30 protein-coding genes, 1 rRNA gene and 1 other annotated feature are annotated in these 24,699 nt (G+C 53.7%); of the genes, 22 read left to right on the top strand and 9 right to left on the bottom strand.

All coding sequences use genetic code 11. From position 1 onward, the window contains the following. The 4 genes from USG84_RS22265 to rluD all read right to left on the bottom strand — a co-directional run. Positions 1 to 586, bottom strand: a 16S ribosomal RNA gene (locus USG84_RS22265); the annotation flags it as partial. Positions 587 to 1,012: 426 nt separating this feature from the next. Further along, positions 1,013 to 3,586 carry an ATP-dependent chaperone ClpB gene (gene clpB / locus USG84_RS22260; protein WP_041908644.1) on the bottom strand — a complete coding sequence of 858 codons (2,574 nt, stop codon included), beginning with the start codon at positions 3,584 to 3,586 and terminating at the stop codon, positions 1,013 to 1,015. A gap of 129 nt (positions 3,587 to 3,715) precedes the next feature. Then, positions 3,716 to 4,447 (bottom strand): purine nucleoside phosphorylase YfiH, encoded by a 732-nt coding sequence (gene yfiH / locus USG84_RS22255; protein ID WP_253543056.1) that lies wholly within the window; start codon positions 4,445 to 4,447, stop codon positions 3,716 to 3,718. Beyond that, complete coding sequence (gene rluD / locus USG84_RS22250; RefSeq protein WP_028014116.1) at positions 4,444 to 5,424, bottom strand: 23S rRNA pseudouridine(1911/1915/1917) synthase RluD; 981 nt, start codon at positions 5,422 to 5,424, stop codon at positions 4,444 to 4,446. The genes yfiH and rluD overlap by 4 nt, the downstream gene beginning before the upstream one ends. Positions 5,425 to 5,555: 131 nt before the next feature. Here rluD and bamD point away from each other — a divergent pair, with 131 nt between their 5' ends. The 4 genes from bamD to pheA all read left to right on the top strand — a co-directional run bounded on the left by bamD (position 5,556) and on the right by pheA (position 8,322). After that, positions 5,556 to 6,293 carry an outer membrane protein assembly factor BamD gene (bamD, locus tag USG84_RS22245; RefSeq protein ID WP_023308867.1) on the top strand — a complete coding sequence of 246 codons (738 nt, stop codon included), beginning with the start codon at positions 5,556 to 5,558 and terminating at the stop codon, positions 6,291 to 6,293. A 267-nt stretch (positions 6,294 to 6,560) separates the two neighbouring features. After that, the gene (gene raiA, locus USG84_RS22240; RefSeq protein WP_008502470.1) at positions 6,561 to 6,902 is read left to right on the top strand and encodes a ribosome-associated translation inhibitor RaiA; all 342 of its coding nucleotides are present in this window, start codon (positions 6,561 to 6,563) and stop codon (positions 6,900 to 6,902) included. Positions 6,903 to 7,005: 103 nt separating this feature from the next. Continuing rightward, positions 7,006 to 7,131, top strand: a sequence feature (Phe leader region). Continuing rightward, a complete protein-coding gene (pheL, locus tag USG84_RS22235) occupies positions 7,007 to 7,054 on the top strand; it encodes a pheA operon leader peptide PheL (RefSeq protein ID WP_100249759.1) in 48 nt (15 codons plus the stop codon). (Overlaps the previous feature by 48 nt.) Before the next feature lie 30 nt (positions 7,132 to 7,161). Then, on the top strand, positions 7,162 to 8,322 hold the full coding sequence (gene pheA / locus USG84_RS22230) for a bifunctional chorismate mutase/prephenate dehydratase (protein ID WP_061097350.1): 1,161 nt from the start codon (positions 7,162 to 7,164) through the stop codon (positions 8,320 to 8,322). Here pheA and USG84_RS22225 read toward each other — a convergent pair. From USG84_RS22225 to USG84_RS22215, 3 genes are all read right to left on the bottom strand, one after another. Beyond that, positions 8,319 to 9,191, bottom strand: coding sequence for an SMP-30/gluconolactonase/LRE family protein (locus USG84_RS22225; protein WP_253543058.1), 873 nt, complete (start codon positions 9,189 to 9,191; stop codon positions 8,319 to 8,321). The genes pheA and USG84_RS22225 overlap by 4 nt on opposite strands. 188 nt (positions 9,192 to 9,379) lie before the next feature. After that, the gene (locus USG84_RS22220) at positions 9,380 to 10,360 is read right to left on the bottom strand and encodes a tyrosine-type recombinase/integrase (RefSeq protein WP_151412904.1); all 981 of its coding nucleotides are present in this window, start codon (positions 10,358 to 10,360) and stop codon (positions 9,380 to 9,382) included. 69 nt (positions 10,361 to 10,429) lie between these two features. After that, positions 10,430 to 10,723, bottom strand: a complete 294-nt coding sequence (locus USG84_RS22215) for a helix-turn-helix transcriptional regulator (RefSeq protein ID WP_317857736.1) — start codon at positions 10,721 to 10,723, stop codon at positions 10,430 to 10,432. 159 nt (positions 10,724 to 10,882) lie between these two features. Between USG84_RS22215 and USG84_RS22210 the strand changes: the two genes are divergently transcribed. The 7 genes from USG84_RS22210 to USG84_RS22180 all read left to right on the top strand — a co-directional run bounded on the left by USG84_RS22210 (position 10,883) and on the right by USG84_RS22180 (position 15,671). Then, complete coding sequence (locus tag USG84_RS22210) at positions 10,883 to 11,155, top strand: Cox family DNA-binding protein (protein WP_149278397.1); 273 nt, start codon at positions 10,883 to 10,885, stop codon at positions 11,153 to 11,155. Positions 11,156 to 11,157: 2 nt separating this feature from the next. Continuing rightward, positions 11,158 to 11,337, top strand: a complete 180-nt coding sequence (locus USG84_RS22205) for a hypothetical protein (protein WP_151412956.1) — start codon at positions 11,158 to 11,160, stop codon at positions 11,335 to 11,337. Beyond that, positions 11,328 to 11,828, top strand: a complete 501-nt coding sequence (locus USG84_RS22200) for a replication protein B (RefSeq protein WP_151412905.1) — start codon at positions 11,328 to 11,330, stop codon at positions 11,826 to 11,828. The genes USG84_RS22205 and USG84_RS22200 overlap by 10 nt, the downstream gene beginning before the upstream one ends. A 64-nt stretch (positions 11,829 to 11,892) precedes the next feature. Next, positions 11,893 to 12,108 (top strand): DUF2732 family protein, encoded by a 216-nt coding sequence (locus USG84_RS22195; protein ID WP_151412906.1) that lies wholly within the window; start codon positions 11,893 to 11,895, stop codon positions 12,106 to 12,108. 16 nt (positions 12,109 to 12,124) lie between these two features. Then, on the top strand, positions 12,125 to 12,400 hold the full coding sequence (locus USG84_RS22190) for a DUF5405 family protein (protein ID WP_151412907.1): 276 nt from the start codon (positions 12,125 to 12,127) through the stop codon (positions 12,398 to 12,400). Further along, positions 12,390 to 14,672, top strand: coding sequence for a replication endonuclease (locus USG84_RS22185; RefSeq protein ID WP_151412908.1), 2,283 nt, complete (start codon positions 12,390 to 12,392; stop codon positions 14,670 to 14,672). The genes USG84_RS22190 and USG84_RS22185 overlap by 11 nt, the downstream gene beginning before the upstream one ends. A 180-nt stretch (positions 14,673 to 14,852) precedes the next feature. Next, positions 14,853 to 15,671, top strand: a complete 819-nt coding sequence (locus tag USG84_RS22180) for a DUF2971 domain-containing protein (RefSeq protein WP_151412909.1) — start codon at positions 14,853 to 14,855, stop codon at positions 15,669 to 15,671. Positions 15,672 to 15,983: 312 nt separating this feature from the next. On the opposite strand, the gene USG84_RS22175 is transcribed toward USG84_RS22180, so the two are convergent. Together USG84_RS22175 and USG84_RS22170 are read right to left on the bottom strand one after the other, a co-directional pair. Continuing rightward, positions 15,984 to 17,009 carry a phage portal protein gene (locus USG84_RS22175; RefSeq protein ID WP_151412910.1) on the bottom strand — a complete coding sequence of 342 codons (1,026 nt, stop codon included), beginning with the start codon at positions 17,007 to 17,009 and terminating at the stop codon, positions 15,984 to 15,986. Position 17,010: 1 nt separating this feature from the next. Beyond that, complete coding sequence (locus USG84_RS22170; RefSeq protein ID WP_320738456.1) at positions 17,011 to 18,780, bottom strand: terminase ATPase subunit family protein; 1,770 nt, start codon at positions 18,778 to 18,780, stop codon at positions 17,011 to 17,013. 166 nt (positions 18,781 to 18,946) lie between these two features. On the opposite strand from USG84_RS22170, the gene USG84_RS22165 reads away from it, so the two are divergent. The 11 genes from USG84_RS22165 to USG84_RS22115 all read left to right on the top strand — a co-directional run bounded on the left by USG84_RS22165 (position 18,947) and on the right by USG84_RS22115 (position 24,648). Then, positions 18,947 to 19,801 carry a GPO family capsid scaffolding protein gene (locus USG84_RS22165; protein WP_151412911.1) on the top strand — a complete coding sequence of 285 codons (855 nt, stop codon included), beginning with the start codon at positions 18,947 to 18,949 and terminating at the stop codon, positions 19,799 to 19,801. Positions 19,802 to 19,856: 55 nt separating this feature from the next. Continuing rightward, entirely contained in the window at positions 19,857 to 20,951 is a 1,095-nt protein-coding gene (locus USG84_RS22160) for a phage major capsid protein, P2 family (RefSeq protein WP_151412912.1), read from the top strand. 3 nt (positions 20,952 to 20,954) lie between these two features. Then, the gene (locus USG84_RS22155) at positions 20,955 to 21,710 is read left to right on the top strand and encodes a terminase endonuclease subunit (RefSeq protein WP_151412913.1); all 756 of its coding nucleotides are present in this window, start codon (positions 20,955 to 20,957) and stop codon (positions 21,708 to 21,710) included. A gap of 99 nt (positions 21,711 to 21,809) precedes the next feature. Then, positions 21,810 to 22,316 carry a head completion/stabilization protein gene (locus USG84_RS22150; protein ID WP_048979843.1) on the top strand — a complete coding sequence of 169 codons (507 nt, stop codon included), beginning with the start codon at positions 21,810 to 21,812 and terminating at the stop codon, positions 22,314 to 22,316. After that, on the top strand, positions 22,316 to 22,519 hold the full coding sequence (locus USG84_RS22145) for a tail protein X (RefSeq protein WP_023333101.1): 204 nt from the start codon (positions 22,316 to 22,318) through the stop codon (positions 22,517 to 22,519). The genes USG84_RS22150 and USG84_RS22145 overlap by 1 nt, the downstream gene beginning before the upstream one ends. Continuing rightward, positions 22,510 to 22,731 carry a hypothetical protein gene (locus USG84_RS22140; RefSeq protein ID WP_032652221.1) on the top strand — a complete coding sequence of 74 codons (222 nt, stop codon included), beginning with the start codon at positions 22,510 to 22,512 and terminating at the stop codon, positions 22,729 to 22,731. Before USG84_RS22145 ends, USG84_RS22140 begins: the two co-directional genes overlap by 10 nt. Continuing rightward, positions 22,715 to 23,224: a lysozyme gene (locus USG84_RS22135; protein WP_151412914.1), complete on the top strand. Its 510-nt coding sequence runs from the start codon at positions 22,715 to 22,717 to the stop codon at positions 23,222 to 23,224. Before USG84_RS22140 ends, USG84_RS22135 begins: the two co-directional genes overlap by 17 nt. Continuing rightward, on the top strand, positions 23,221 to 23,646 hold the full coding sequence (gene lysB / locus USG84_RS22130; RefSeq protein ID WP_151412915.1) for an Rz-like lysis system protein LysB: 426 nt from the start codon (positions 23,221 to 23,223) through the stop codon (positions 23,644 to 23,646). The genes USG84_RS22135 and lysB overlap by 4 nt, the downstream gene beginning before the upstream one ends. Then, the gene (gene lysC, locus USG84_RS22125; RefSeq protein ID WP_072163335.1) at positions 23,534 to 23,779 is read left to right on the top strand and encodes an Rz1-like lysis system protein LysC; all 246 of its coding nucleotides are present in this window, start codon (positions 23,534 to 23,536) and stop codon (positions 23,777 to 23,779) included. Before lysB ends, lysC begins: the two co-directional genes overlap by 113 nt. Next, positions 23,742 to 24,209, top strand: coding sequence for a phage tail protein (locus tag USG84_RS22120; protein WP_151412916.1), 468 nt, complete (start codon positions 23,742 to 23,744; stop codon positions 24,207 to 24,209). The genes lysC and USG84_RS22120 overlap by 38 nt, the downstream gene beginning before the upstream one ends. Next, positions 24,202 to 24,648 carry a phage virion morphogenesis protein gene (locus tag USG84_RS22115; protein ID WP_151412917.1) on the top strand — a complete coding sequence of 149 codons (447 nt, stop codon included), beginning with the start codon at positions 24,202 to 24,204 and terminating at the stop codon, positions 24,646 to 24,648. The genes USG84_RS22120 and USG84_RS22115 overlap by 8 nt, the downstream gene beginning before the upstream one ends. Positions 24,649 to 24,699: the final 51 nt, after the last annotated feature.

Raw genomic sequence — 24,699 nt, 5'->3', positions numbered from 1 at the left:
CCGCCTGCGTGCGCTTTACGCCCAGTAATTCCGATTAACGCTTGCACCCTCCGTATTACCGCGGCTGCTGGCACGGAGTTAGCCGGTGCTTCTTCTGCGGGTAACGTCAATCGACAAGGTTATTAACCTTATCGCCTTCCTCCCCGCTGAAAGTACTTTACAACCCGAAGGCCTTCTTCATACACGCGGCATGGCTGCATCAGGCTTGCGCCCATTGTGCAATATTCCCCACTGCTGCCTCCCGTAGGAGTCTGGACCGTGTCTCAGTTCCAGTGTGGCTGGTCATCCTCTCAGACCAGCTAGGGATCGTCGCCTAGGTGAGCCGTTACCCCACCTACTAGCTAATCCCATCTGGGCACATCTGATGGCAAGAGGCCCGAAGGTCCCCCTCTTTGGTCTTGCGACGTTATGCGGTATTAGCTACCGTTTCCAGTAGTTATCCCCCTCCATCAGGCAGTTTCCCAGACATTACTCACCCGTCCGCCACTCGTCACCCGAGAGCAAGCTCTCTGTGCTACCGTTCGACTTGCATGTGTTAGGCCTGCCGCCAGCGTTCAATCTGAGCCATGATCAAACTCTTCAATTTAAGTTTGATGCTCGTGAATTAAACTTCGTAATGAATTACGCATGTTCACTCAGAGACTTGGTATTCATTTTTCGTCTTGCGACGTTAAGAATCCATGTCACTTTTAGTGCCCACACAGATTGTCTGATAAATTGTTAAAGAGCAGTGCCGCTTCGTTTTCGCTGCGGCGCGGGGTGTGCATATTACGCCTTCCCGCTTCAGAGTCAAGCGTTTATTTAGCTTTTCTCTGCTGACCCGGCGGCGTGTGTGCCGTTGTTCCGTGTCAGTGGAGGCGCATTATAGGGAGTAATTCCGAAGCTGCAAGGATAAAGTGAAAATTATTTACTGATTGCTCACTTTCCAGGCAAAGCGCATCCCAGACCTCAATTTTCGCCTGGTTTTTAAACAAAAACGAGCCGCAAGCGGCTCGTTTTTGCGTTTTGTGACTTACTGCACTGCCACAATGCGATCGTCGTTGGCTTCCAGACGGATAACTTTGCCCGGAATCAGCTCACCGGAGAGGATCTGCTGCGCCAGCGGGTTTTCGATCTGCTGCTGGATAGCACGTTTCAGTGGACGCGCACCATAAACCGGATCGTAACCATTCTCGCTCAGCAGCTTCAGCGCATCGTCGGAGATGTGAATTTCATATCCACGCTCTTCCAGACGTTTGTACAGACGCTGCAGCTGGATCTGCGCAATCGACGCAATATGTTTCTCACCAAGAGGATGGAATACCACCACTTCGTCAATACGGTTAATGAACTCTGGACGGAAGTTATGGCTCACCACACCGAGCACCAGATCCTTCATATGGCTATAGTCCAGTTCACCGAAACGTTCCTGAATCAAATCGGAACCCAGGTTCGAGGTCATGATGACGACCGTATTACGGAAATCGACCGTTCTCCCCTGCCCGTCGGTCAGACGACCATCATCCAGCACCTGAAGCAGGATGTTGAACACATCCGGATGCGCTTTTTCCACCTCATCCAGCAGGATGACCGAATAAGGACGACGGCGCACCGCTTCGGTCAGGTAACCGCCCTCTTCATAACCAACATATCCCGGAGGCGCACCGACCAGACGCGAGACGGAGTGTTTCTCCATAAACTCGGACATGTCGATACGCACCATCGCATCGTCGCTGTCGAACATAAAGTTAGCCAGCGCTTTACACAGTTCGGTTTTACCGACACCGGTCGGCCCCAGGAACAGGAACGAACCGATCGGGCGATTCGGATCGGAAAGCCCAGCACGGCTACGGCGAATAGCGTTGGAGACCGCTTCAACCGCCTCGTCCTGACCAATCACGCGCTGATGCAGATCCTGCTCCATACGCAGCAGCTTATCGCGTTCGCTTTCCATCATCCGCGCTACCGGGATGCCGGTCCAGCGAGCAAGCACTTCGGCAATTTCTGCATCCGTCACTTTATTACGTAACAGACGCATGGTTTTGCCTTCAGACTGCGTGGCGATCTCAAGCTGTTTCTCCAGCTCAGGAATTTTGCCGTACTGCAGTTCAGACATACGTGCCAAGTCACCCACACGGCGAGCCTGCTCAATGGCAATTTTGGCCTGTTCAAGTTCTGCTTTAATGGTTTGCGTGCCAGAGAGGGAGGCTTTCTCGGCTTTCCACTCTTCTTCCAGCTCGGAATACTGGCGCTCTTTATCGTCCAGCTCTTCATTGAGCATATCCAGGCGTTTCTTACTGGCTTCATCAGACTCTTTTTTCAGCGCCTGCTGTTCCAGCTTAAGCTGAATGATGCGGCGATCGAGTCGGTCCAGTTCTTCCGGCTTCGAGTCAATCTGCATACGAATGCTGGACGCAGCTTCGTCGATCAGGTCAATTGCTTTATCCGGCAACTGACGGTCAGCGATATAACGATGCGAAAGCGTCGCCGCCGCAACGATGGCCGGGTCAGTAATCTGCACGTGGTGGTGCAGCTCATAGCGCTCTTTCAGGCCACGCAGGATCGCGATGGTATCTTCAACGCTTGGCTCAGCAACAAACACTTTCTGGAAGCGACGTTCCAGAGCGGCATCTTTCTCAATGTACTGACGATACTCATCAAGCGTAGTGGCACCGACGCAGTGAAGTTCACCACGCGCCAGCGCAGGTTTCAACATATTCCCGGCATCCATCGCGCCGTCGGCCTTACCGGCACCCACCATGGTGTGCAGTTCGTCGATGAACAGAATGACGTTGCCTTCCTGTTTCGCCAGGTCGTTCAGCACGCCTTTCAAACGCTCTTCAAATTCACCGCGGTATTTCGCACCGGCCACCAGCGCGCCCATATCCAGCGCCAGCACGCGGCGACCTTTCAACCCTTCCGGCACTTCACCGTTTACGATACGCTGCGCAAGCCCTTCAACGATGGCGGTTTTACCAACGCCAGGCTCACCAATCAGCACCGGGTTGTTTTTGGTACGGCGTTGCAGTACCTGAATCGTACGGCGGATCTCTTCGTCACGGCCGATAACCGGGTCAAGTTTGCCCTGCTCGGCACGTTCGGTCAGATCGACCGTAAATTTCTTCAAAGCCTGACGCTGGTCTTCGGCTCCCTGATCGTTCACGCTTTCACCTCCGCGCATTTTCTCAATCGCCTGAGTCACATTGGCGGTGGTTGCACCGGCAGATTTCAGCAGGTCGGTCAAGGTACCGCGTGATTCAAGCGCCGCCAGAACAAACAGCTCCGACGAAATAAAGTTGTCCCCACGTTTTTGCGCCAGCTTGTCGCAAAGGTTCAGCACGCGCACCAGATCCTGAGACGGCTGCACGTCGCCGCCGGTACCTTCTACCTGCGGTAAACGGCTCAGCGCCTGATCGATAGCGGTGCGTAACTGGCCAGCATTAATGCCAGCGGACGTTAATAAAGGACGTACCGATCCCCCTTCCTGATTCAGCAAGGCGCTCATTAAATGAAGAGGTTCGATGAATTGGTTGTCGTGCCCCAGTGCGAGAGACTGGGCATCGGCGAGAGCAAGCTGGAATTTATTAGTAAGACGATCCAGACGCATAACTCCTCCCATAATAGGTCAAATTTGCTACTGGAGATTAAATGAGGTCATCCCTCAATTATTCAAGGTTAATGACCTGAATTATGTGAAAAGAAAACGGCACGTGCCGGATCGTCTTGATTCTTTAGGTTATATCAGCCAAATGAAACTTGCCATACGACCCGTCGTCTTGTCGCGGCGATAGGAGAAAAAATCACCCTTTTCGGTGAACGTACAGCGATCGCCGCCGAAGATCTGCGTTATGCCAATATTATTCAGGCGCTGGCGGGCGAGCTGGTAAATATCCGCCAGATATTTTTCCCCGGCAGGCTGGAAGGCCTCAATGGCTTGCGGATCTTTATCCATAAAGGCTTCGCGAACCTCTGGCCCCACTTCAAAAGCGCGAGGGCCAATCGCCGGACCAAGCCAAGCCATGATATTAGCGGGATCATCATTAAAGCAGGCGACGGTCTCTTCCAGCACGCCCTCGCACAGGCCACGCCAGCCCGCATGCGCGGCAGCCACTTCAGTGCCCGCGCGGTTACAGAACAGAACCGGAAGACAATCGGCAGTCATTACGGCACAAACCGTGCCCGGCGTATTACTGTAAGAGGCATCGGCGCGTTTAGAAGCGTAAGGTTCTCCCGTCAGCTTCAGTACCGCTTTACCGTGAACCTGCTCCAGCCAGACCGGTTTCGAGGGCAGATTTCCCGCAGCAAACAGGCGCGTGCGGTTCTCTTCAACATGTTCCAAATTGTCGCCGCAGTGCGCGCCGAGGTTTAAAGACTCCCACGCGCCCTGGCTCACGCCGCCAATACGGGTCGAACTACAGGCGGCCACGCCTGCAGGCAGCGGCCACTCCGGGACAATCAGTTTGGTCATAACCAGTCCACTTGATCCTTATGTTCTTCGAAATCGGCACGCATGGCGTCAATAAGTTCCACCATATCCTGTGGGATAGGCGCATGCCATTCCATCTGGATACCGCTAATGGGGTGATAAAGACGCAGCATGGTCGCGTGCAGCGCCTGACGATCGAATTTACGCAATACGCTGATGAACTCATCCGATGCGCCTTTCGGCGGACGCGGACGACCGCCGTACACCTGATCCCCCACCAGCGGATGGGTAATGTGCGCCATATGTACGCGGATCTGGTGAGTACGGCCGGTTTCCAGGCGCAGGCGCAGGCGCGTATGAATACGGAAGTGCTCCATAATGCGATAGTGGGTCACCGCCGGTTTACCCATCGGATGCACCGACATATGCGTGCGTTTCGTCGGGTGGCGGCTGATCGGCTCTTCTACCGTGCCGCCAGCGGTCATGTGCCCAATCGCCACCGCTTCATATTCGCGGGTGATTTCACGCAGCTGCAGCGATTCCACCAGACGGGTTTGAGCGGGAACGGTCTTCGCCACCACCATCAACCCGGTGGTGTCTTTATCCAGACGGTGAACGATGCCCGCACGTGGGACATCCGCAATCGGCGGATAATAATGAAGAAGTGCGTTAAGTACTGTACCGTCAGGATTACCCGCGCCCGGATGAACAACCAGGTCGCGCGGCTTGTTGATCACCAGAATGTCATCATCTTCATAGACGATGTCCAGAGGGATATCCTGCGGCTCGAAGCGGATTTCCTCTTCGATTTCAGCATTGATGGCAACAGCTTCCCCACCAAACACTTTCTCTTTTGGTTTGTCCCAGATCTTGCCGTTTACCAGCACGCGCTGGTCAAGGATCCATTCTTTTATGCGTGAACGCGAATAATCAGGGAACAATTCGGCCAAAGCCTGATCTAAGCGTTGACCGAGCTGATTTTCGGAGACTGTTGCGGTGAGTTCTACTCGTTGTGCCATAAACTGCTTCTTTGTTTAACGTTGGGTTTTACGGCTTTGCCGTTTAATATAGTGTGCTATTGTAGCTGGTCTTAATCGGGAGCAGGAACAGAGTTTCTCCCGGACAAACATTTGAGGAAAGTCAAAACGTCATGACGCGCATGAAATATCTGGTGGCAGCGGCCACGTTGAGCCTGGCTTTGGTGGGCTGCTCCGGTTCGAATGAACAGGTCCCTGACAATCCGCCGAATGAAATCTATGCGACTGCACAACAAAAGTTGCAGGACGGTAACTGGAAACAGGCGATAACGCAACTGGAAGCGTTGGATAATCGCTATCCATTTGGTCCGTATTCGCAGCAGGTACAGTTAGATCTTATCTACGCCTACTACAAAAATGCCGATCTGCCGCTGGCTCAGGCAACTATCGATCGTTTCATGCGTCTGAACCCGACTCATCCTAATATCGATTACGTTATGTACATGCGCGGTCTGACCAACATGGCGCTGGATGACAGTGCTCTGCAGGGCTTCTTCGGCGTAGATCGCTCCGACCGTGACCCGCAGCATGCGCGCGATGCCTTCAATGACTTCTCCAAGCTGGTGCGCGGCTATCCGAACAGTCAGTACGTCACAGACGCGACCAAACGTCTGGTCTTCCTGAAAGATCGTCTGGCGAAATATGAGTACTCCGTTGCGGAATACTATACCCGCCGTGGCGCATGGGTTGCTGTGGTTAACCGCGTAGAAGGTATGCTGCGTGATTATCCGGATACTCAGGCTACGCGTGACGGCCTGAAGCTGATGGAAAATGCTTACCGTCAGATGCAGATGACCGCTCAGGCTGAAAAAGTGGCGAAAATCATCGCCGCGAACAGCAGCAACACCTGATATCGCTTCAATGCAAAACGGCAGCCAGAAGGCTGCCGTTTTTTATTCATTTCAGACATCCGCTGAAGCGCTTTAGCCTCAACACATCCCGTCAACTATGACCGCAATTCGTGCCTTCCACAAGGTAAATCTCACCTCTTCCTGCCCTGCCTCACAAAAAAGATTCCCTGACAAAAACCGACAAAATAACGTGATCTAAATCACACATTTTGACATTAGGTCGGGTATGCTGGAATCACCAAGACGGAAAGACAAGAGGTAAAATTTATGACAATGAACATTACCAGTAAACAAATGGAAATTACTCCGGCAATTCGCCAGCACGTCGCAGACCGTCTCGCCAAACTGGATAAATGGCAAACACACTTGATTAATCCACATATCATCCTGTCCAAGGAGCCCCAGGGTTTCATCGCTGACGCAACTATCAATACTCCAAACGGCCATCTGGTCGCCAGCGCAAAACATGAGGATATGTACACCGCAATTAACGATTTGATCAACAAGCTGGAACGGCAGCTCAATAAAGTGCAACACAAAGGTGAAGCCCGTCGCGCCACAACATCGGTGAAAGACGCCAGCTTCGCGGAAGAAGTTGAAGAAGAGTAATCCTTTAAATTGAGTGTACCGCCAACGCGCCTTCGGGCGCGTTTTTTATTGACAGGGTGAAAACAGTACGGGTACTTTAACGGTATCAATCACAGGATGACTTTATGAAACTTACGCCGTTCTTCTTCGCATTCTTTTTTACCTTCCCCTGAACGGGAGGCGTTTCGTCGTGTGATAAAGAATGCGAAGACGAACAACAAGGCCTCCCACACCGGGGGGCCTTTTTTATTGATAACGATAAAATGAGACAGGCAACACTATGACACCGGAAAACCCGTTACTGGATCTGCGAGTAAAAATCAGCGCGCTGGATGAAAAATTACTGGCGCTGCTGGCCGAACGCCGCGCGCTCGCCATTGAAGTGGGCAAAGCCAAGCTGGACTCCCATCGCCCGGTGCGTGATATCGACCGCGAGCGCGATCTGCTGGAGCGTCTGATCCAGCTCGGTAAAGCGCATCACCTCGATGCCCATTACATCACCCGGCTGTTCCAGCTCATCATTGAAGACTCTGTACTCACCCAGCAAGCGTTACTCCAGCAGCATCTGAACAAAACCAACCCGCACTCGGCGCGCATCGCCTTCCTCGGGCCTAAAGGCTCCTACTCTCACCTGGCCGCACGTCAGTATGCCGCGCGCCATTTCGAAGAGTTTATTGAAAGCGGCTGCGCAAAATTCGCCGATATTTTTAACCAGGTTGAGACCGGCCAGGCGGATTACGCCGTCGTGCCGATTGAAAACACCAGCTCCGGTGCTATTAACGACGTCTATGATTTGCTGCAGCATACCAGCCTGTCTCTGGTCGGCGAACTGACGATCCCTATCGATCACTGCGTGCTGGTCTCCGGCTCAACCGACCTGAGCACGATCGAAACCGTGTACAGCCATCCGCAACCGTTCCAGCAGTGCAGCCAGTTCCTGAACCGCTATCCGAACTGGAAAATTGAGTACACCGAAAGCACCTCGGCGGCAATGGAAAAAGTGGCGCAGGCTAACTCCCCAACCGTTGCGGCGCTCGGCAGCGAAGCGGGCGGCGCGCTGTATGGTTTACAGGTTCTGGAACGCAATCTTGCTAACCAGACGCAAAACATCACCCGCTTCGTGGTGCTGGCCCGCAAGGCAATCAACGTATCAGACCAGGTGCCGGCGAAAACCACGCTGCTGATGGCGACCGGCCAGCAGGCGGGCGCGCTGGTAGAAGCCCTGCTGGTGCTGCGCAACCATAATCTGATCATGACCAGGCTTGAATCACGCCCAATCCACGGTAATCCATGGGAAGAGATGTTTTACCTCGATATCCAGGCCAACCTGGAATCTGCCTCCATGCAGAAAGCCCTGCGCGAACTGGGTGAAATTACCCGTTCAATGAAAGTGCTGGGCTGCTATCCGAGCGAAAACGTCGTGCCGGTCGATCCAAGCTAGCATTCAATAAAACGGCTTTTCTTCATCCCTGCCACATTAACCGGCAGGGTGAAGACGGCACCGGAAAGCGGGTACTTCGCCACTTCCTTCGCATCCATATTTTCCCGCGTGGTGGTAATAAACAGCGTTTTCATGTCATCGCCGCCAAAGCAGACCATCGTCGGGCAACGCACCGGCATGCGGTATTCTTCCAGTTGCTCCCCCTGCGGTGAAAAACGCGCGATACGCCAGCCGTCAAACAGCGCGCTCCAGTAGCAGCCTTCCACATCCATCGCCGCGCCGTCGGGTATCCCTTCTCCCGCTTTAAACTGACGAAACACCTCGCGCCTGCCGGGTTCACCCTGTTCATCAACTGGCGTGCGGTATATAACGCCGTTTGGCGTATCAGAGGTAAACATCCACCGCTTATCCGGGCTAAACGCTAAGCCGTTATGCCCGTGAATATCACACTGGATCACTTTCGGCGTCAGGTCGCTGTCGATGCGCATCAGCAGCGCGCCGTTGTAATCTCCCGGCCCCCAGAACGTGCCCGCATAGAAGCGCCCCTGATGGTCGGTCCCCCCATCATTAAAACGCGCTAGCTGCGGGTTTGAGGGGTTATCGCACACCTTGCGCTGCAGGAGCCCATGCTTATCGGCAAGCCAGATGCCGTTGCGCATAGCGACGATAAAGCCGCCTCGCTCGCGCAGGGCAAAGCAGCCCACCTCTTCATGGAAGGAAAGCACGGTATGTTCCGCCGTCGGCAGGTGGTAGCGGTGGATCTCCCCTTCCAGAATATCCGCCCAGTAAAGCGCATTTTCTTCTGCGCTCCACGTTGGGCATTCGGGCAGATGCCCGGTGTAGTTCAACAGCAGCTGCGGTTCAGCCATGACAGTTCCCCAAAATGAAAAAAGCCAGCATTGCTGGCTTTTACCATATAATGCGTGGGTGTGGTTTATCAATCACTTACAAAAACCCACTAATAAAAACAGTAAGTTAAAAAAGCTGCAACCATCTGGAACCGTTTCAACTACCCCGAAGTGTGGACGCAATGTGGACACTCCGGGGTGAGCAGAACCTACAGCGATATTCCTCCTGAAAGCGGATTCAATGCAACGGCATTTTGCAGGTACTCAGGCGAAAGATGTGCATAGGTCATCGTCTGCTGGATGTTTGCATGACCCAGTATTTGCTGTAATGCAATGATGTTACCCCCGTTCATCATGAAATGACTTGCGAAGGTATGACGCAAAATATGCGTTGCCTGATTTGCAGGAATATCGTGTTTAACCATCTTCAGCACCTTGCAAAAACTCACATAATCGACGTTGAACAGATTCCCGCTGGCTTTCTTCTTTATCAGCGATTCAAGCTCAGAAGAAATCGGTACAGTGCGCTTTTTCCCGTTTTTGGTTTTCAGGAACGTCACGCGCCCGTTTACTATCTGCGCCGGTTTGAGTGTTACCAGCTCTGACCATCGTCCACCGGTACTAATCCCCAACAGGGCAACCAGCAGGTCATCACCTGTAAATGACTTAAGCAGCAGCGCAATTTCAGCTTTGTTTAGGAAAGCCATTTCCGGGTTAGCCTCTGCCAATGGTGGCAGACCATGAACGGGGTGCGCGCCCGCAAACTCTTCAAGTTGAATCAGCTTCGTGAACATGCCTGATAAGCGGTACATGTCACGGTTTATCGTCGATGCGCTGACACCCTCACTAAGCCGCGTTGAACGGTAATCCATAAGTATTCTTTTGCTTAACCTTGTAACAGGTATGTCCCCCATATCACCGATGGTTTTAAGCAAATGATTAAACTCCTTCGTTCCGCGCTCATGGTTTTGGCCGTAGTACTTCCACCATACGTCCAGCAATTCTGAAAGCGTTCGGCGATCAGCTCGCTTACCCGCCCATTCTTTAGTATTAGCGTTCGCCAGCGTATAGCGTTCGAATGCTACCGCTTCGGCTTTTCTTTCAAACTTCCGGCGGATGCGACGTCCTTCGCGCCCACGCGGTCTAATGTCCACTTCATATCGCCCATCATCAAGCTTCTTAATTGACATAAGAAAGCCCTCCGGTGGGGTTGTAACTATCTTGGTAACAAATAGTGAAAATGTAATGTTTATAGAGTGTTAGCCAATCTTCTTCTCGGAGTGGTCTGATTTTGTTGGTTCTTGCCCATTGTGTGCGAAAGCCGGTGCGATCTGACCAGCTTGCGGGGCGGTTTTATCTGTCATAAGCCAAAGCGTGTATTTTTCGAACGCTTTCGAATTTGTTACTTGCATGACCACCTGTATGCCTGGCTCCTGATGCCCACCCTCATAGTTTTTGACAGTGCCTAGTGCTACCCCGCTGATTTCACAGAATTTTGATTGTGTTAAACCTTCTGCTTTCCTGATGGCTCTTAGTTTCTGAGCAAGATTCATTTGATTTAGTCCTGACTTAATGACTATACTCACCGCGAAAGGTCATTAACTCAGAACCTTTCGGGCATGACTCCAGCGCCTCAGGAGGCATCCTGAGCCGTTTTAAACCCGCTGGATCTTACAAGGTTAGCATGTAACCAAATGAGAAAGGAGTTTGTTATGGAAGTAAACGACTACGTCATTCAGTATCCGCTTGATGCGGTTCACCCTGATAAGTTCGCGGAATTGCTGGGAAAACCACGCACCGCAGTTGTAGCAATGATTGAAAAAAACAAACTACCGGTCATCGAATTTCGCGATCCGACAAAACCTAATGCCCGTGCTGGCGAGAAGCTTGTCTTTGTACCTGAGTTCAATAGGGGTGTTCGTGAAGCGTTTTATAACCGACCGGTTGAACAGCGTGATGCGTGGCTGTTGTGGATGGGGCTATGACTATGGCAGAGCCGCGCTGTATCGCTCAGTTACTCCGTAACGAGAGTCCAAACCCGATTAACTTCACGATCACCCACGGTCGGGGGCGTAAAGGCATCATCATCCGTACCCGTAAGCCTGGTATTTTGGCCGTCGTTGTTAAGCGCATCATGAAAATCAGAGAGGTGTCAAAATGGCTGTGATGACTCTTGATTTAGTACAAAAACAACCTGCAGCTCTGCGCGTAGTAATCGGAAAGCATCTTGCAGAACCACGCTGGCAGGACTCCTGCGATTTTTATAATCAGATGATGGAACGCGATCGCCTGACAGTCTGTTTTCATGCTCAGCTTAAACAGCGTCACGCGACCATGCGTTTTGAAGAAATGAACGATGTGGATCGCGAGCGTCTGGCCTGTGCGATTGACGAGCTGCGCGGTGCATTTTCTAAACGTCGTCAGGTCGGAGCCAGTGAATCGACGTATATAAGTTATCTGACAGTAAGCCAGCGCCGCACTTTATTTCTTCATGCCGGATTAACTGAGAAAGAGTTTAATCAGCCTTACTGGCGCGTTAATGAAGATTCATGTTATTGGCGGGAGCAATTATTCCGCGCGCTACGTGAATTATTCAGCTTGTTTGAATATGCCCCAACTGTTTTAACCTCAGTTAAGCCTGAGCAATATTTGCATTAATTAACTCGCAAAACTTTATACGCGCTTGAATGCGTGGGACATCTTTTTGTCTGGAGCCGGGTAAATGAATAAAGAAATATCAGTGCCTCGCAACAATATGAAATCCCTGTTAGCGCAGGCCGCCGTCGAGGCGCAGCTAGTCACCGCGACCCGTTTCGCGTCGGCGCTTGATTCTCTGATAGCTCACATCTGCAAGTCTGAAATGAACCGCACGGAAATCATCGAACTGCTGGGTCAGGAATCCGAAAAGCTTCACAACTCTATTTTAAACCAGAGATAAATTAATAAGGGGCTGTATGAGCATTAATATCGACATTGATAATAAATTCGTAATCACTAGCGACCAATTCCAGTTTATTTTGCAGGAAAAGAAAATCGCTAAATCTGGCAAAAATGCCGGTAAAGAATGGCTCGATACTGTTGGCTTTTATCCAACTATCAGCAAGCTCGTTTCCGGTCTGGTGCTGCACAACATTCTAACCGGTGAAGCTCGTCAATTTTCAGACTTGGAAAAGCAGGTCGAGCAGTTAGGTCAAAAATGTCTGGAAGCATTCACCGCTAATGGCCGCTGAGAACCGGGGGCGCGTTGCCCCCTCGCCACCCCCACCACTAACAAAAAGCACCGGTGAGAATTTCGTCGGTGCTTATCCGTGGAACAAAACCCGTGAGGCCATTGGCCGCGACAGACCCCTTACACGTGCCGAACTCCGTCAGGTGCAAGGTGTTTTAAACCGGATTGACCGCCTGCCGTTTTTCCTGCAAACGCTGTTTACCTCGCGTTATAACTTCATCCGCCGCACAAAGAGCCCTTTGGGTGGGCTGTATTTCCTCAAAAACACGTTTGAGCGCAAGCTGTTGCCGCGTCTTGAGCGTGTTAATGAGCTGTGCGGGATGAATGAATCCGCCTTGATTGGCTTTATTTCTGCGCGGGATGAATATGCACGCCTGCCGGATATGAACGACAAAGAGCTCAGAAAATTTGCGGCCAGAATAGCCTCGCAGCTCTGGAGCAGATACGAGGAATTGAGCGACGCCTGGGCGCACGCGCACGGCGGCAAAGAAACCCTTTTCACTGATGAGGCGCAGTCGCATCTATACGGGAAGGTTGCCGGTATCGCGCGCGCTTTCAACTTCACCCCGATGTACTGGAAAAAATACCGTAAGGGTCAGATGACGATCCGCATGGCATTTTCCGCTATTTCACGTCTGATTAAGGATGAGTGGTGGGTCAACCAGCTCAAGGCGCAGCGGATGCGCTGGCGCGAGGCGCTGCTCATCGCTGCCGGTGAAGTCAATAAAGACCGTTCACCCTACGCCAGTAAAATGGCGATCCGCGATGTTCACGCGCGCCGCCTGGCTAATCTCGAATACCTCAAATCCTGCGAGCTCGAAAACAAAGTCACCGGAGAGCGTATCGACCTCATCAGCAAGGTCATGGGGAGTATTTCTAACCCTGAAATTCGTCGCATGGAGCTGATGAATACTATCGCCGGGATTGAGCGTTACGCGGCCAGTGTGGGTGACGTGGGAATGTTTATCACCCTGACCACGCCATCGAAATATCATCCGACCCGACAGGTCGGCAAAGGCGAAAGCAAAACGGTGCAGCTCAATCACGGCTGGAACGAAACCGCATTCACACCAAAAGACGGCCAGCGCTATCTCTGCCGAATCTGGAGCCTGATGCGTACCGCTTTCAAGGATAACGATTTAGAGGTTTACGGGATGCGCGTTGTCGAACCGCACCACGACGGCACGCCACACTGGCACATGATGCTGTTTTGCAAACCCGGTCAGCGTAAAGCCATTAACGAAATCATGCGTCGTTATGCCCTCAAAGAGGACGGACACGAAAAGGGCGCGGCAAAACAGCGCTTTGAGTCTCGTCATCTTAATCAGGGCGGCGCGGCGGGTTATATCGCTAAATACATTGCCAAAAATATCGACGGCTACGCACTCGACGGCCAGCTCGACCACGACACCGGCAAGCCCCTAAAAGATACAGCCGCCGCCGTCACCGCATGGGCGTCTACATGGCGCATCCCGCAATTTAAACCAATCGGCCTGCCGACTATGGGCGCTTACCGCGAACTGCGCAAGCTGCCGCGTGGCGTGAGTATCGCCAGCGAGTTTGACGACCGTGTCGAGGCCGCGCGTGCGGCTGCAGATAAGGGCGATTTTGACCTGTATATCATCGCGCAGGGCGGGGCAAACATGCCGCGTGATGCTCAGGCCGTCAGGGTCGCCCGTAAGGTGACGGATGAGGTCAACGAATACGAGGAAGATATCGAGAGAGTGGTCGGGATTTATGCCCCTCACCTCGGGGCGCACCGTGTCCATGTAACCCGTACAGCCGAATGGCGCATTGTTCCAAAGGTTTTGGCCGTTGAGCCTTTGACCTTAAAAAGCGGCTCTGCCGCGCCTCGGAGTCCTGTCAATAACTGTGGAAAGCTCACCGGCTGTGGCGATCCAGTTATGACACCCACACCGTCTGAGCAAGCCGCAGCGGTGTTAAATCTGATTGAGCGCGGGGTTATCGGCTGGAATGAGCCGGACGTCGTGAAGGTGCTTAATGGGGCGTTAAAAGCTGGCGCACCGCGCAAAAATCGGCAGCAAAGAAGCAATGCGCCGCTCAAAACCTGCGAGCAAGCGCCATCAGCCAGGATGACGAAACCAGAAAGGGAGCTCATTGCAAAAATTCGTTTCGATTTGGCTCGGGAAGGGATAATTCCGGAACGGTGGGAGGTTGACGCGCTGGCGCGAGGAGCAACAGTGATTTATGGCGATAAAAAATTTATTTACGGGATTGCTGAGGAATGGCCGGGATTCTCCGCTTACGATTAGAGAAGAATTTGTGACCTCAAGATCGAGTGTTTACACCGGCACGGGGGTTTACCAAGTCCGCCAAACCAAAAGCAAGTAACTCCGCACGATTTGAAACCTGAACTCAACTCTATAGTGGTTGAACAACAAGCTCGCGAAGGGTTAGAGTCTTTCTTTTGATTGTTTTCAAAGGGAGTCATTATGACTTTATCGGCCGAAACTCACCTCTTTCGATTTCGAGGTGATAACATCAATACAATAAGTGAGCTTGTTAATAATGAAATCTGGCACTCAAAAATCAGCGGGCTTAATGACCCGTTTGAGATGTTTTTTAACTTCGATAAAGAAGCGTTGAGACAACTTAGTAAATCTGATGTGGCTACTATCATTAAGGAAACGAAATTTCTTGAGGAGTACAGAGAGGAAATAGAAAGGTGTTTTTATTATGATGATATGGAGGAAGTATACAAATTTATAAACCACCATTGGGGTGATAGTTTCGCGTTTGGTCTATTAAAGGAGTTTCAGAAGAATGTGGCGACTGCTTGCTTTACACAAAGATATGATAGCAGGCTAATGTGGGGGTATTACGGTAATGGTATGAAAGGAATATGTTTTGCGTATAACAAGGAGAGGCTTAAAAATTCTGACGTTGAATTTTCTGATGTGATTTATAGGAGTGAGGCACCCACAATCAATATTTATAAGCATTTGCTTGAGAGAATGCGCGGTGAACGGATTACTATAGATGGTGGTTTCGCTCTGATTAAGCATACTGATTGGAAAGATGAAAAAGAGGTTAGGAGTTTAAAATATCTCAAAGGCGAGCATGTTTACGAACAACTGCCGGGATTCGCCGTTCCGTTGAAAGAGTGCTGCATAGATGCAGTGATAATCGGTGAGCGATTAACTGGAGATATGCGAGTTTTCATCGAGAATTTTGCACAAAAAAATCATATTGAAATTCTGATAGCGAAAGCTGACTTTACAAACTATAAAATACAAATTGAGCCAAAATAAGCAATGCATCTAAGGGGCGCATGATTTTGCATGCGTCACACCTGACTGTTCACGCCGCGCTTTGCCAGTGTTGATGCTTCTTAGGGATGATAATGCAACTGCATCAAAAACGACCCGTTAAGCGCGCAGGCGAGGCGGGGATAGCACTGCGCGCCAGACGTGGTGACAGGATTTATTTTGCGCGTCTGTGCGCGTCGTGGTGGCGCGCTGAGTGATGAGGTCGAATCGTAGGCGGTGGCGGGGTTGCGTGGCGTGTGCGGCGTCTGGTGAGCTCTGAGGATGTGCCGCCCGGAGGCGGCATTTTATGCGGGTCTACTCGGTCTCGATGTTGTAATCCTTAAAGCGGATCACCTCCATCTCGAGCCAGTCGTTTATCTCTTTGAAACGCTCCTGCAGCGGCGTCAGCTCGTTACGCACAAATACCCGCGCCACCTTCTCGATATCGCCCATTGAGCCGATATTTTCAGGCTTGCCGCCCATGAGCTGGAACGGCACGCGGTGCGCATCGAGCAGGTCGGCGGCGCTCACCTTCTTGATGTTAAAAAAATCATCCTTCGTGGCGACTTCACTCAACGGCACGATCTTAATGCCGTCCGGTTTCCCGTTCGGGGCGTAGAAAAACAGGTTTTTAAAATTCCCGAGTCCTTTCGAGTCGCGCATCGCGGAGCGCAGCGCCTCGACGTCGGTGCTGCTCTGTGCCGCGTCGGTCACGTACATGATGTAACCCGCGTGCGCGCCGTTCTGGTAATACTTGCGACGAAACAGCGTGGCGGATTCATTCAGCCAGGCGGAATTGAGCGCGCTCAGGTATTCCGGCATCCCGTAGAGCTCCTGATTGATATCGGGCTCAAGCAGATGAAACACCGAATCGGGGGCGAACTGGTGCGGGTGCGTATAGTCAGACACGTACCAGTAAACGCCATCCTCCACGCCGCGGCGGGTGTATTTGGCCGGTGAGGTTTCAAGCTTCATGAGCTGGCCGGTCACGCTCATGCGCTTTTCAAGATAGCCGTTTGCAAACACCAGATAATCAAGCACAAGGCGGCTGAAGTCCTGGCGGGACAACAACGGGTGCGGGATAAAGGTGCTGGTCAGAATATTGCGCTTTACGTAAATCGGGGAGCTGTGGTGTACGGCTGCGCGCAGGCTTTTTGCCAGTCCCGAGAAGTTGACCGGCGGCTCGTACCATTTGCCGTTATTGATACATTCGACATAGTCGAGGATATCGCGGCGATCCAGAACGGGTGACGGCTCACCAAAGGTGAACGCCTCCATTTTCTGAGGCGCGCTGGCGTTCATGCTGGCCTGTTTTGGCTGTTTGTTTTGGCGTTTTTTCATCTTAGTTAATATCCAGAATGGAGCTTGATTGCATACCGCTACCGGCGGAAAGCGGCTCGTTTAACAGGGCGTGCATGGTCGCCCAAGCGATATCCGCATGGCTGGCTTCCTCGCTGCGGCTGGCTTCATAGGTCGCGCTGCGGCCGCTGCTGGTCATGGTTTTGCGGATAGCCATAAATGACTGCGTGATGTCGGTCGCACCGGCGTCATATTCCAGACACCCGCGCCTGATGGTGTCTTTCGCTTTCAGCACCATTGCGGTTTTCATTTCCGGCGTGTAGCGGATGGCGCGCGCCGCGGGGAAGAATGAGCGCACGAGCTGGTAAACACCCTGGCCGATGCCGGTCGCATCGATGCCGATATAGTCAACGGTGTATTTCTCGGTCAGCGCCCGGATGGCCTCGGCCTGTGCGGCAAAGTCCATGCCTTTCCACTGATGACGCTCAAGGATGCGGAACTTGCCACCGGCAACCAGCGGCGGAGCCAGTACCGCGCACCCGGCGCTGTCCCCGGTGTGTGACGGGTCATAGCCAATCCAGACAGGACGCCAGTTAAACGGACGGTCGGCGAACGGCTCGAAGTCCTCCCATTCTTCCATCGCATCGACCATGCAGCGCTGCAGCTCCTCGAACGGGAATACGGACGCCTTATCGTCGACGAACTCGCACATAAACAGGTTACGGAAGTCATCCGCGCTGTTTTCCTGCTTAAGCTGGTCGAGGTTAAACAGGGTGCAGCCACCGGCGAGTGCGTCCTCAATGGTGACAATCTGCCGCCATTGACCGTCCCCGCACAGCACGCCACCGGCGAGCGTCTGATGACTGATATCGATGTCGACACGTTCGTCGCGGTTGCTGCGGCCACGGTTAAACAGCTCGCCTGACCAGAACGGGTACGCGCCGTGCGCCAGCGTCGACGGCGTCGAAAAATAGGTGGTGCGCAGGTGCGACTGCGAGGCCATGCCCGAGGCGACTTTGCGCAGCTTCTGGAAATTGGGGATCCAGAAAATTTCATCGACATACAGGTCGCCGTTGTGGCTTTGCGCGGTGTTGGAATTGGTCCCGAGAAAAATCAGCTCAGCGCCATTGTTGCCGATGACGATCGGGTCGCCTGACAGGTCGACGTCAACCAGACGGGCAAAGGCGATGATGTACTTACGGAACACGTAAGCCTGCGTTTTACTGGCCGATAAAAATATCTGGTTTTGCCCGGTTTTGAGCGCACGCAGGAGTGACTCACGCGCAAAGTAGAACGTCGCACCAATCTGGCGGGATTTCAGGATGTGGCGGATGCGGTGCTCTAATCCCGCTTTATGCCAGCGGAGCTGATAGTCAAACGACTGGTCGAAGAAAATCTCTTCCAGCTTTTCAATCGCTTCATCACTGAAGAAATTGCGTTTCGGCTTTTTGCGATCCCCTTTGTTACGGCTGGCGATATTGGGGTTTAAATCCACCTCGTTTCCGGTCTGGCCGTAGCGGTTAATGCGCGCGAGCCGCTCCATCTGGCGCGACAAAAAATCTGCGACTTTGAAGTCATGCGCGGTCAGGTCTGGCTTAGCGTAGAGCTGGATAAGCCGCGCCTCTAATGTCGATTCCACTCGGTTAATCGGCGCGGTTTCTTCCCATCCATCCCGCTGTTTCCAGCTCTGCACGGTCGGGCGCTTGAGCTGCAGCATGTCGCAGATTTGCGGCACGGCGAATCCCTGCCAGTACAACAGCCGCGCCTGTCGTCGCGGGTCATTTAACAGAGAAAGGTCAGTTGAAATGGTCATGCTTGCCTCGTTTTTGGTGTGACGTGGCAAGGCTAAGGAAATAGGGGGTTATTCGCGCTAAGTGCCTGTTGTATCAGATCTAACAGGAGCGCAAGCGGTGGCTGATACGGGTCAGAGTCGGGAAACTAAACCCGACCCGAAAACCCAACATCAGGACACCTGAACAATGGCAAAGAAAGTATCTAAATGGTTTCGCATCGGCGTCGAGGGTGACACCTGCGATGGCCGCGTCATCAGCGGCGATGATATTCAGGATATGGCCGACACGTTCGATCCGCGCGTCTACGGCTGCCGCATCAACCTCGAACATATCCGGGGGCTGCTGCCTGACAGCCTGTTTAAACGCTATGGCGATGTGACTGCGCTTAAGGCGGAGGTAATCAGCGATGACTCTGCGCTTAACGGCAAAAAGGCGCTGTTTGCCAAAATTGCCCCACTTGATGAACTGGTCAGCATGGTACGTGCCGGGCAGAAGGTTTACACCTCCATGGAGATCCGCCCGAACTTCTCAAACAGCGGCAAGTGCTACCTCATCGGGCTGGCCGTCACCGATGACCCGGCAAGCCTCGGCACAGAATACCTCGAATTCTGCAGCCGCGCCGCTCAGAACCCGCTCGCCGGTAAAAAAGACAAGCCGGACGACGTTTTCTCTGTGGCCTCACTGGCTGAGCTGGAGTTTGAGGACGTCCCCGACACCATGCTCAACAGCCTGACCGATAAGGTCAAAGCCATTTTTAGCCGTAAGCAGGCCAGCGATGACGCCCGTTTCGCTGATGTGCATGAAGCGGTGACCACCGTCACCGAGCAGGTGCAAACCAATCTCAACGCTACCGACCAGCGCGTCACCGAGCTTGAGACCGCTTTTGCGCAGCTTAAGCACGACGTGACCAGCAAAGTCGATGAAAACGCGCAGGCGTTTACCTCCCTCAAAAGCTCCCTCGACAGCACCGAAAGTCAGCGTCAGCCGCGCCGCGAACTTTCAAAAGGCGGTACGGGCGACGAGCTGCTGACCAACTGCTGATAACGCGCCGGGCGCGTTGCCCGGCCTGACCCCTTTTACCCGAACAGGAAAAACCATGCGTAAAGATACCCGCTTCAAATTTAATGCCTACCTGTCCCGCGTCGCGGAGCTGAACGGCGTTTCCACCGATGACGTGGCGAAGAAATTCACCGTCGAGCCGTCGGTCACGCAAACTCTGATGACCACCCTGCAGATGTCATCCGCGTTTCTGACCAAAATCAACATCGTGCCGGTCGACGAGCTGAAAGGCGAAAAGGTCGGGGTCGGTGTTAACGGCACAATTGCGAGCACTACCGACACCACCGGTGATGATGAGCGTAAGACTGCTGACTTTACCGCGCTGGAGTCGAATAAGTACGAGTGCGCCCAGATTAACTTTGACTTCCATATCCGCTACAAACAGCTCGACCTGTGGGCGCGATTCCAGGACTTCCAGACCCGTATCCGTGACGCCATTATCAAGCGCCAGTCCCTCGATTTCATCATGGCCGGTTTCAACGGTACTACCCGAGCAGAAACCTCGAACCGCAAAAACAATCCGCTGCTGCAGGATGTGGCCGTCGGCTGGCTGCAGAAGTACCGCAATGAAGCGCCCGCGCGCGTGATGTCCAAAATCACCGACGAGGAAGGGGCTGTGATTTCCGACGTGATCCGCGTGGGTAAAAACGGCGACTATGCGAACCTCGACGCGCTGGTCATGGATGCCACCAGTAACCTGATTGACGAGATTTATCAGGATGACCCGGAGCTCGTCGTCATCACCGGGCGTAAGTTGATGGCGGATAAGTATTTCCCTATCGTCAATCAGGAGCAGGCAAACACCGAATCGCTGGCCGCTGACATCATCATCAGCCAGAAGCGAATCGGCAACCTTCCAGCCGTGCGCGTGCCTTACTTCCCGGCTGATGGGCTGATGGTGACGCGTCTCGACAACCTGTCGATTTACTTCATGGATGACGCGCACCGTCGCGCCATCATCGAAGAACCGAAAAAAGACCGCGTAGAAAACTACGAGTCAATGAATATTGACTATGTGGTCGAGGCTTACGCCGCCGGTTGCCTGATTGAAAATATCAAGCTCGGTGACTTTACCCCACCGGCAGCGCCGGAAAGCGCTTCCGCGCCTGCAGCACCGGAAAGCGGAGAGTAAGCCATGACGAGTCCCGCAGCGCGTCACATGATGCGGGTCTCGGCCTCTGAAACAGCGCAGCGGGCTGCCGTCCCGCTGCGCAATGCTACTGCCTATGAGCAGATGCTCGTTAAGCTGGCCGCAGACAACCGCACTCTGAAACAAATCCGATCCAATGAGCGCAAGGCAGACAAAAAGCGCGAGCTGCTGCCGTTCTATCTGCCGTGGGTCGCTGGCGTCCTCGAAAACGGCAAAGGCGCGCAGGATGACATCGTCATGACGGTGATGCTCTGGCGTCTCGATGCTGACGATATCGCCGGGGCGCTGGAAATTGCCCGTTATGCCATGACCTACGGCCTGACCATGCCGACCGGTCGACGTCCGACGCCTTACCTTCTGGCCGAAGAGGTGGCACTGGCCGCGCAACGCCTGCTTGCTGCTAAACAGCCGGTCGAACTGTCGAACCTGCTCGACACCCTCGCGCTGACCGAGCGCGCGGATATGCCCGACATCGTGCGCGCGAAGCTGCACAAAATCACCGGCTACGTCCTGCGTGATGCAGGGCAACTGCCCGAAGCGCTGGCGCACCTGCAGCGTGCGATCCAGTTAGAAAGCACTATCGGCGTACGAAAAGACATTGAGCAGTTAGAGCGCCAGCTCAGGCCAAAACCCGAACCGGCACCGAAAACCCAAAAGACTAAACCGCGCACGCGCAAACCTGCCGCTAAACCGGCGGCACGGCGCGGGCGTCCACCAAAGGCGGCAAAAGCCGCTGGTTAACCGAGCGCTCCCCGAGCCGGGCGGCACGCCGGTCAATGCGGGTATCAATTGCCCTGACTGCGACCGGCGTCCACCGCCCACCCATTACCCGAGGTTGTCATGACGACGCTGATTATTGAGCCAAAAAAAGAGCCGCAGGATGTGCCGGGCGTGGTGATACCGCCACCGGGCGTGAGCGAGCCGGTAATCAAAAACACCCCGTTTTTTCCTGACGTGGATCCGAAGCGCGTGCGGGAAGAAATGCGACTGGAGCAGACCGTTTCCCCCGTTCGCCTGCGCCGGGCGATTAAGACCGCGATCGCGGAGACTAACGCGGAGCTGAGCGACTGGCGCGAAAGTCAGCTCGATGCCGGTTACGCCACGCTGGCGGATGTCCCGACGGACAAGCTCGACGGCGAGAGCGTGCGCGTTTTCCACTACTTCAACGCCGTGTGCTCGATGACGACGGCCACGCTTTATGAGCGTTTTCGCGGCGTGGATGCGACCGCCAAAGGGGACAAAAAAGCCGACAGCATCGACAGCACTATCGATGAAATGTGGCGGGATATGCGCTGGTCTGTGGCGCGCATCCAGGACAAAGCGCGCTGCATTGTGGGGCAAATCTGATGAAAGCGTATGCGCTGCAGGGCGACACCCTCGACGCGATTTGCGCCCGGTACTACGGGCGCACTGAGGGCGTGGTCGAAACCGTCTTAGAGGCTAATCCCGGCCTGTCCGAGCTCGGTGTGATCCTGCCGCACGGCACGGCAGTAGAGCTGCCCGAGACCGAGAGCGCGGCCAGAACCGAAACGGTGAATCTATGGGACTGAGTATGGAAAAAATCACCACGTTTATCGCCTACTGGCTGGCCGTGGGGCTGGCGTATGTCGGGGCAATGTCCCCCGAAAAGATGGCGCTTTACGTGGGCGGCGGATGCGCCATTTTTACCGCGCTGACGAACTACTGGTTTAAGCGCAAGACGTACATCTACCTGACATCGCTCGGACTCGATAAAGGGGCTATTCGTGAAATCAATCGTTAAAAAATGCAGTGTGGCCGCCGTGCTGGCGCTGGCAGCACTGATGCCTGACTTTCGTCTGCTTTACACCTCGCCCGGGGGGCTGGCGCTGATTGCCGACCTCGAAGGTTGTCGCCTGACGCCTTACCAGTGCAGCGCGGGAGTGTGGACGTCGGGCATCGGCCACACTGCAGGCGTCGTGCCAAAGTGGGAAATCACCGAGCGGCAGGCGGCGGCGAATCTCGTCGCGGATGTGCTGAACGTCGAGAAACGTCTGGCGGTCTGCGCGCCGGTGAAAATGCCGCAGCAGGTTTACGACGCGCTGGTCAGTTTCTCATTCAACGTGGGAACAGGCGCGGCCTGCCGGTCGACGCTGGTCTCGTTTATCAAACGCCAGCAGTGGCCGCAGGCGTGCGATCAGCTCACCCGCTGGGTTTACGTGAACGGCGAAATTAACAAGGGGCTGGAAAACCGCCGCGCGCGCGAGCGTGCTTACTGCCTGAGGGGGATTCAATGAAACTGATGTTGTTTTTACTGGCCGCGCTTATTGCGGTTGTTCTCTGGCAGCGTCATGAAAACGGCAACCTGACGCGCTCGTTTGAACGGGCGAACAGGGTCGCCACGGAACAAAAAACCGCGATCGGAATGCTGAAAAATCAGCTTTCCGTTTCGCAGGGCATTGCCAGGCGAAATGAAACCGCGCAGGTCAGTCTACGCGGCGAGCTGCTGGCCGCCGGTGCAATGGCCGTGCGACGTGAAGAAACCATTACGAGGCTGATAAATGAAAATGAAACCCTACGTCGCTGGTACAGCGCTGAGTTGCCTGATGTTGTGCGTCGGCTGCACACCCGCGCCGCCTGCGCCTCCGCCGGTCATTGTTTACAGCGCCTGCCCGAAAGTGAGCTATTGCCCGATGCCGGGAAGCGACCCGGCCACTAATGGCGATCTGAGCGCCGATATTCGCAGGCTCGAGCACGCGCTCGCCGCCTGCGCGCTGCAGGTTGAAACCGTCAAAGACTGTCAGGATAAACTCGATGAAGAAAGCACGCAGCCTGCGCGAAGCGCTGATTAAAGCCGTCCCGCAGCTTGAAAAAAACCCCGAAATGATGCGCATCTTTGCCGATGAGGGGAATATCGATGCGCGTCTCGCGGCCTCGCTGTCGCACGAGAAAATTTATACCCTGAATGTGATCGTGTGTGACTTTGTGGGCGACCCTGATTTGATTTTCGTGCCGGTAGCCGCATGGCTCAGGGAAAACCAGCCGGATATCTGCACGCTCGAAGACGGGCGCAAAAAGGGATACCGTTTCCAGATGGATTTGAATGACGGGGACAGTGTCGACATCAGCATCAGCCTGCAGCTCACCGAGCGAACCCTCATCAAAGAGGAAAATGGCGCTCTGCATGTGAGCTATGCCCCCGAGCCGCCGCTGCCGGCCCCCGTCACGCGACCAAAAGAGCTCTACATCAACGGCGAGCTGGTGAGTAAATGGGATGAATGAATTTAAGCCATTTGACGACCGGCTCAATGGTCTGATTGCTGCACTTTCACCGGCAGCACGCCGTAAGCTGGCCGAAGAGATAGCAAAGGAGCTGCGCAAGTCGCAACAGCAACGCATCAAGCTGCAGAAAGCCCCGAACGGCTCGCCGTATGAGGCGCGAAAGCGTCAGCCGCTCAGGGCTAAGACCGGGCGGATTAAGCGGACGATGTTCCAGAAGCTACGCACAAGTCGCTACATGAAAGCCACTGGCCGTGAAAACAGCGCGGTGGTGGAATTTACCGGCAAGGTGCAGCGCATCGCACAAATTCATCAGTATGGGCTCAAAGACCGGCCTAATGTACATTCTAAGGACGTGCAGTACGCAGAACGCCAGTTACTTGGTATTACTGGACTTGACCAAAAATTGATTGAAAAAATAATTCTAAAAGGAATAATCTGATACCACACTGGTAAGTGCATATTTTTATATTGTGATTGAAAATAATGGCTT

It is taken from the genome of Enterobacter sp. 168J2 (assembly GCF_034107265.1).
Lineage (GTDB): Bacteria > Pseudomonadota > Gammaproteobacteria > Enterobacterales > Enterobacteriaceae > Enterobacter > Enterobacter nematophilus.
This window is presented reverse-complemented; position numbering and strand designations above follow the sequence as displayed.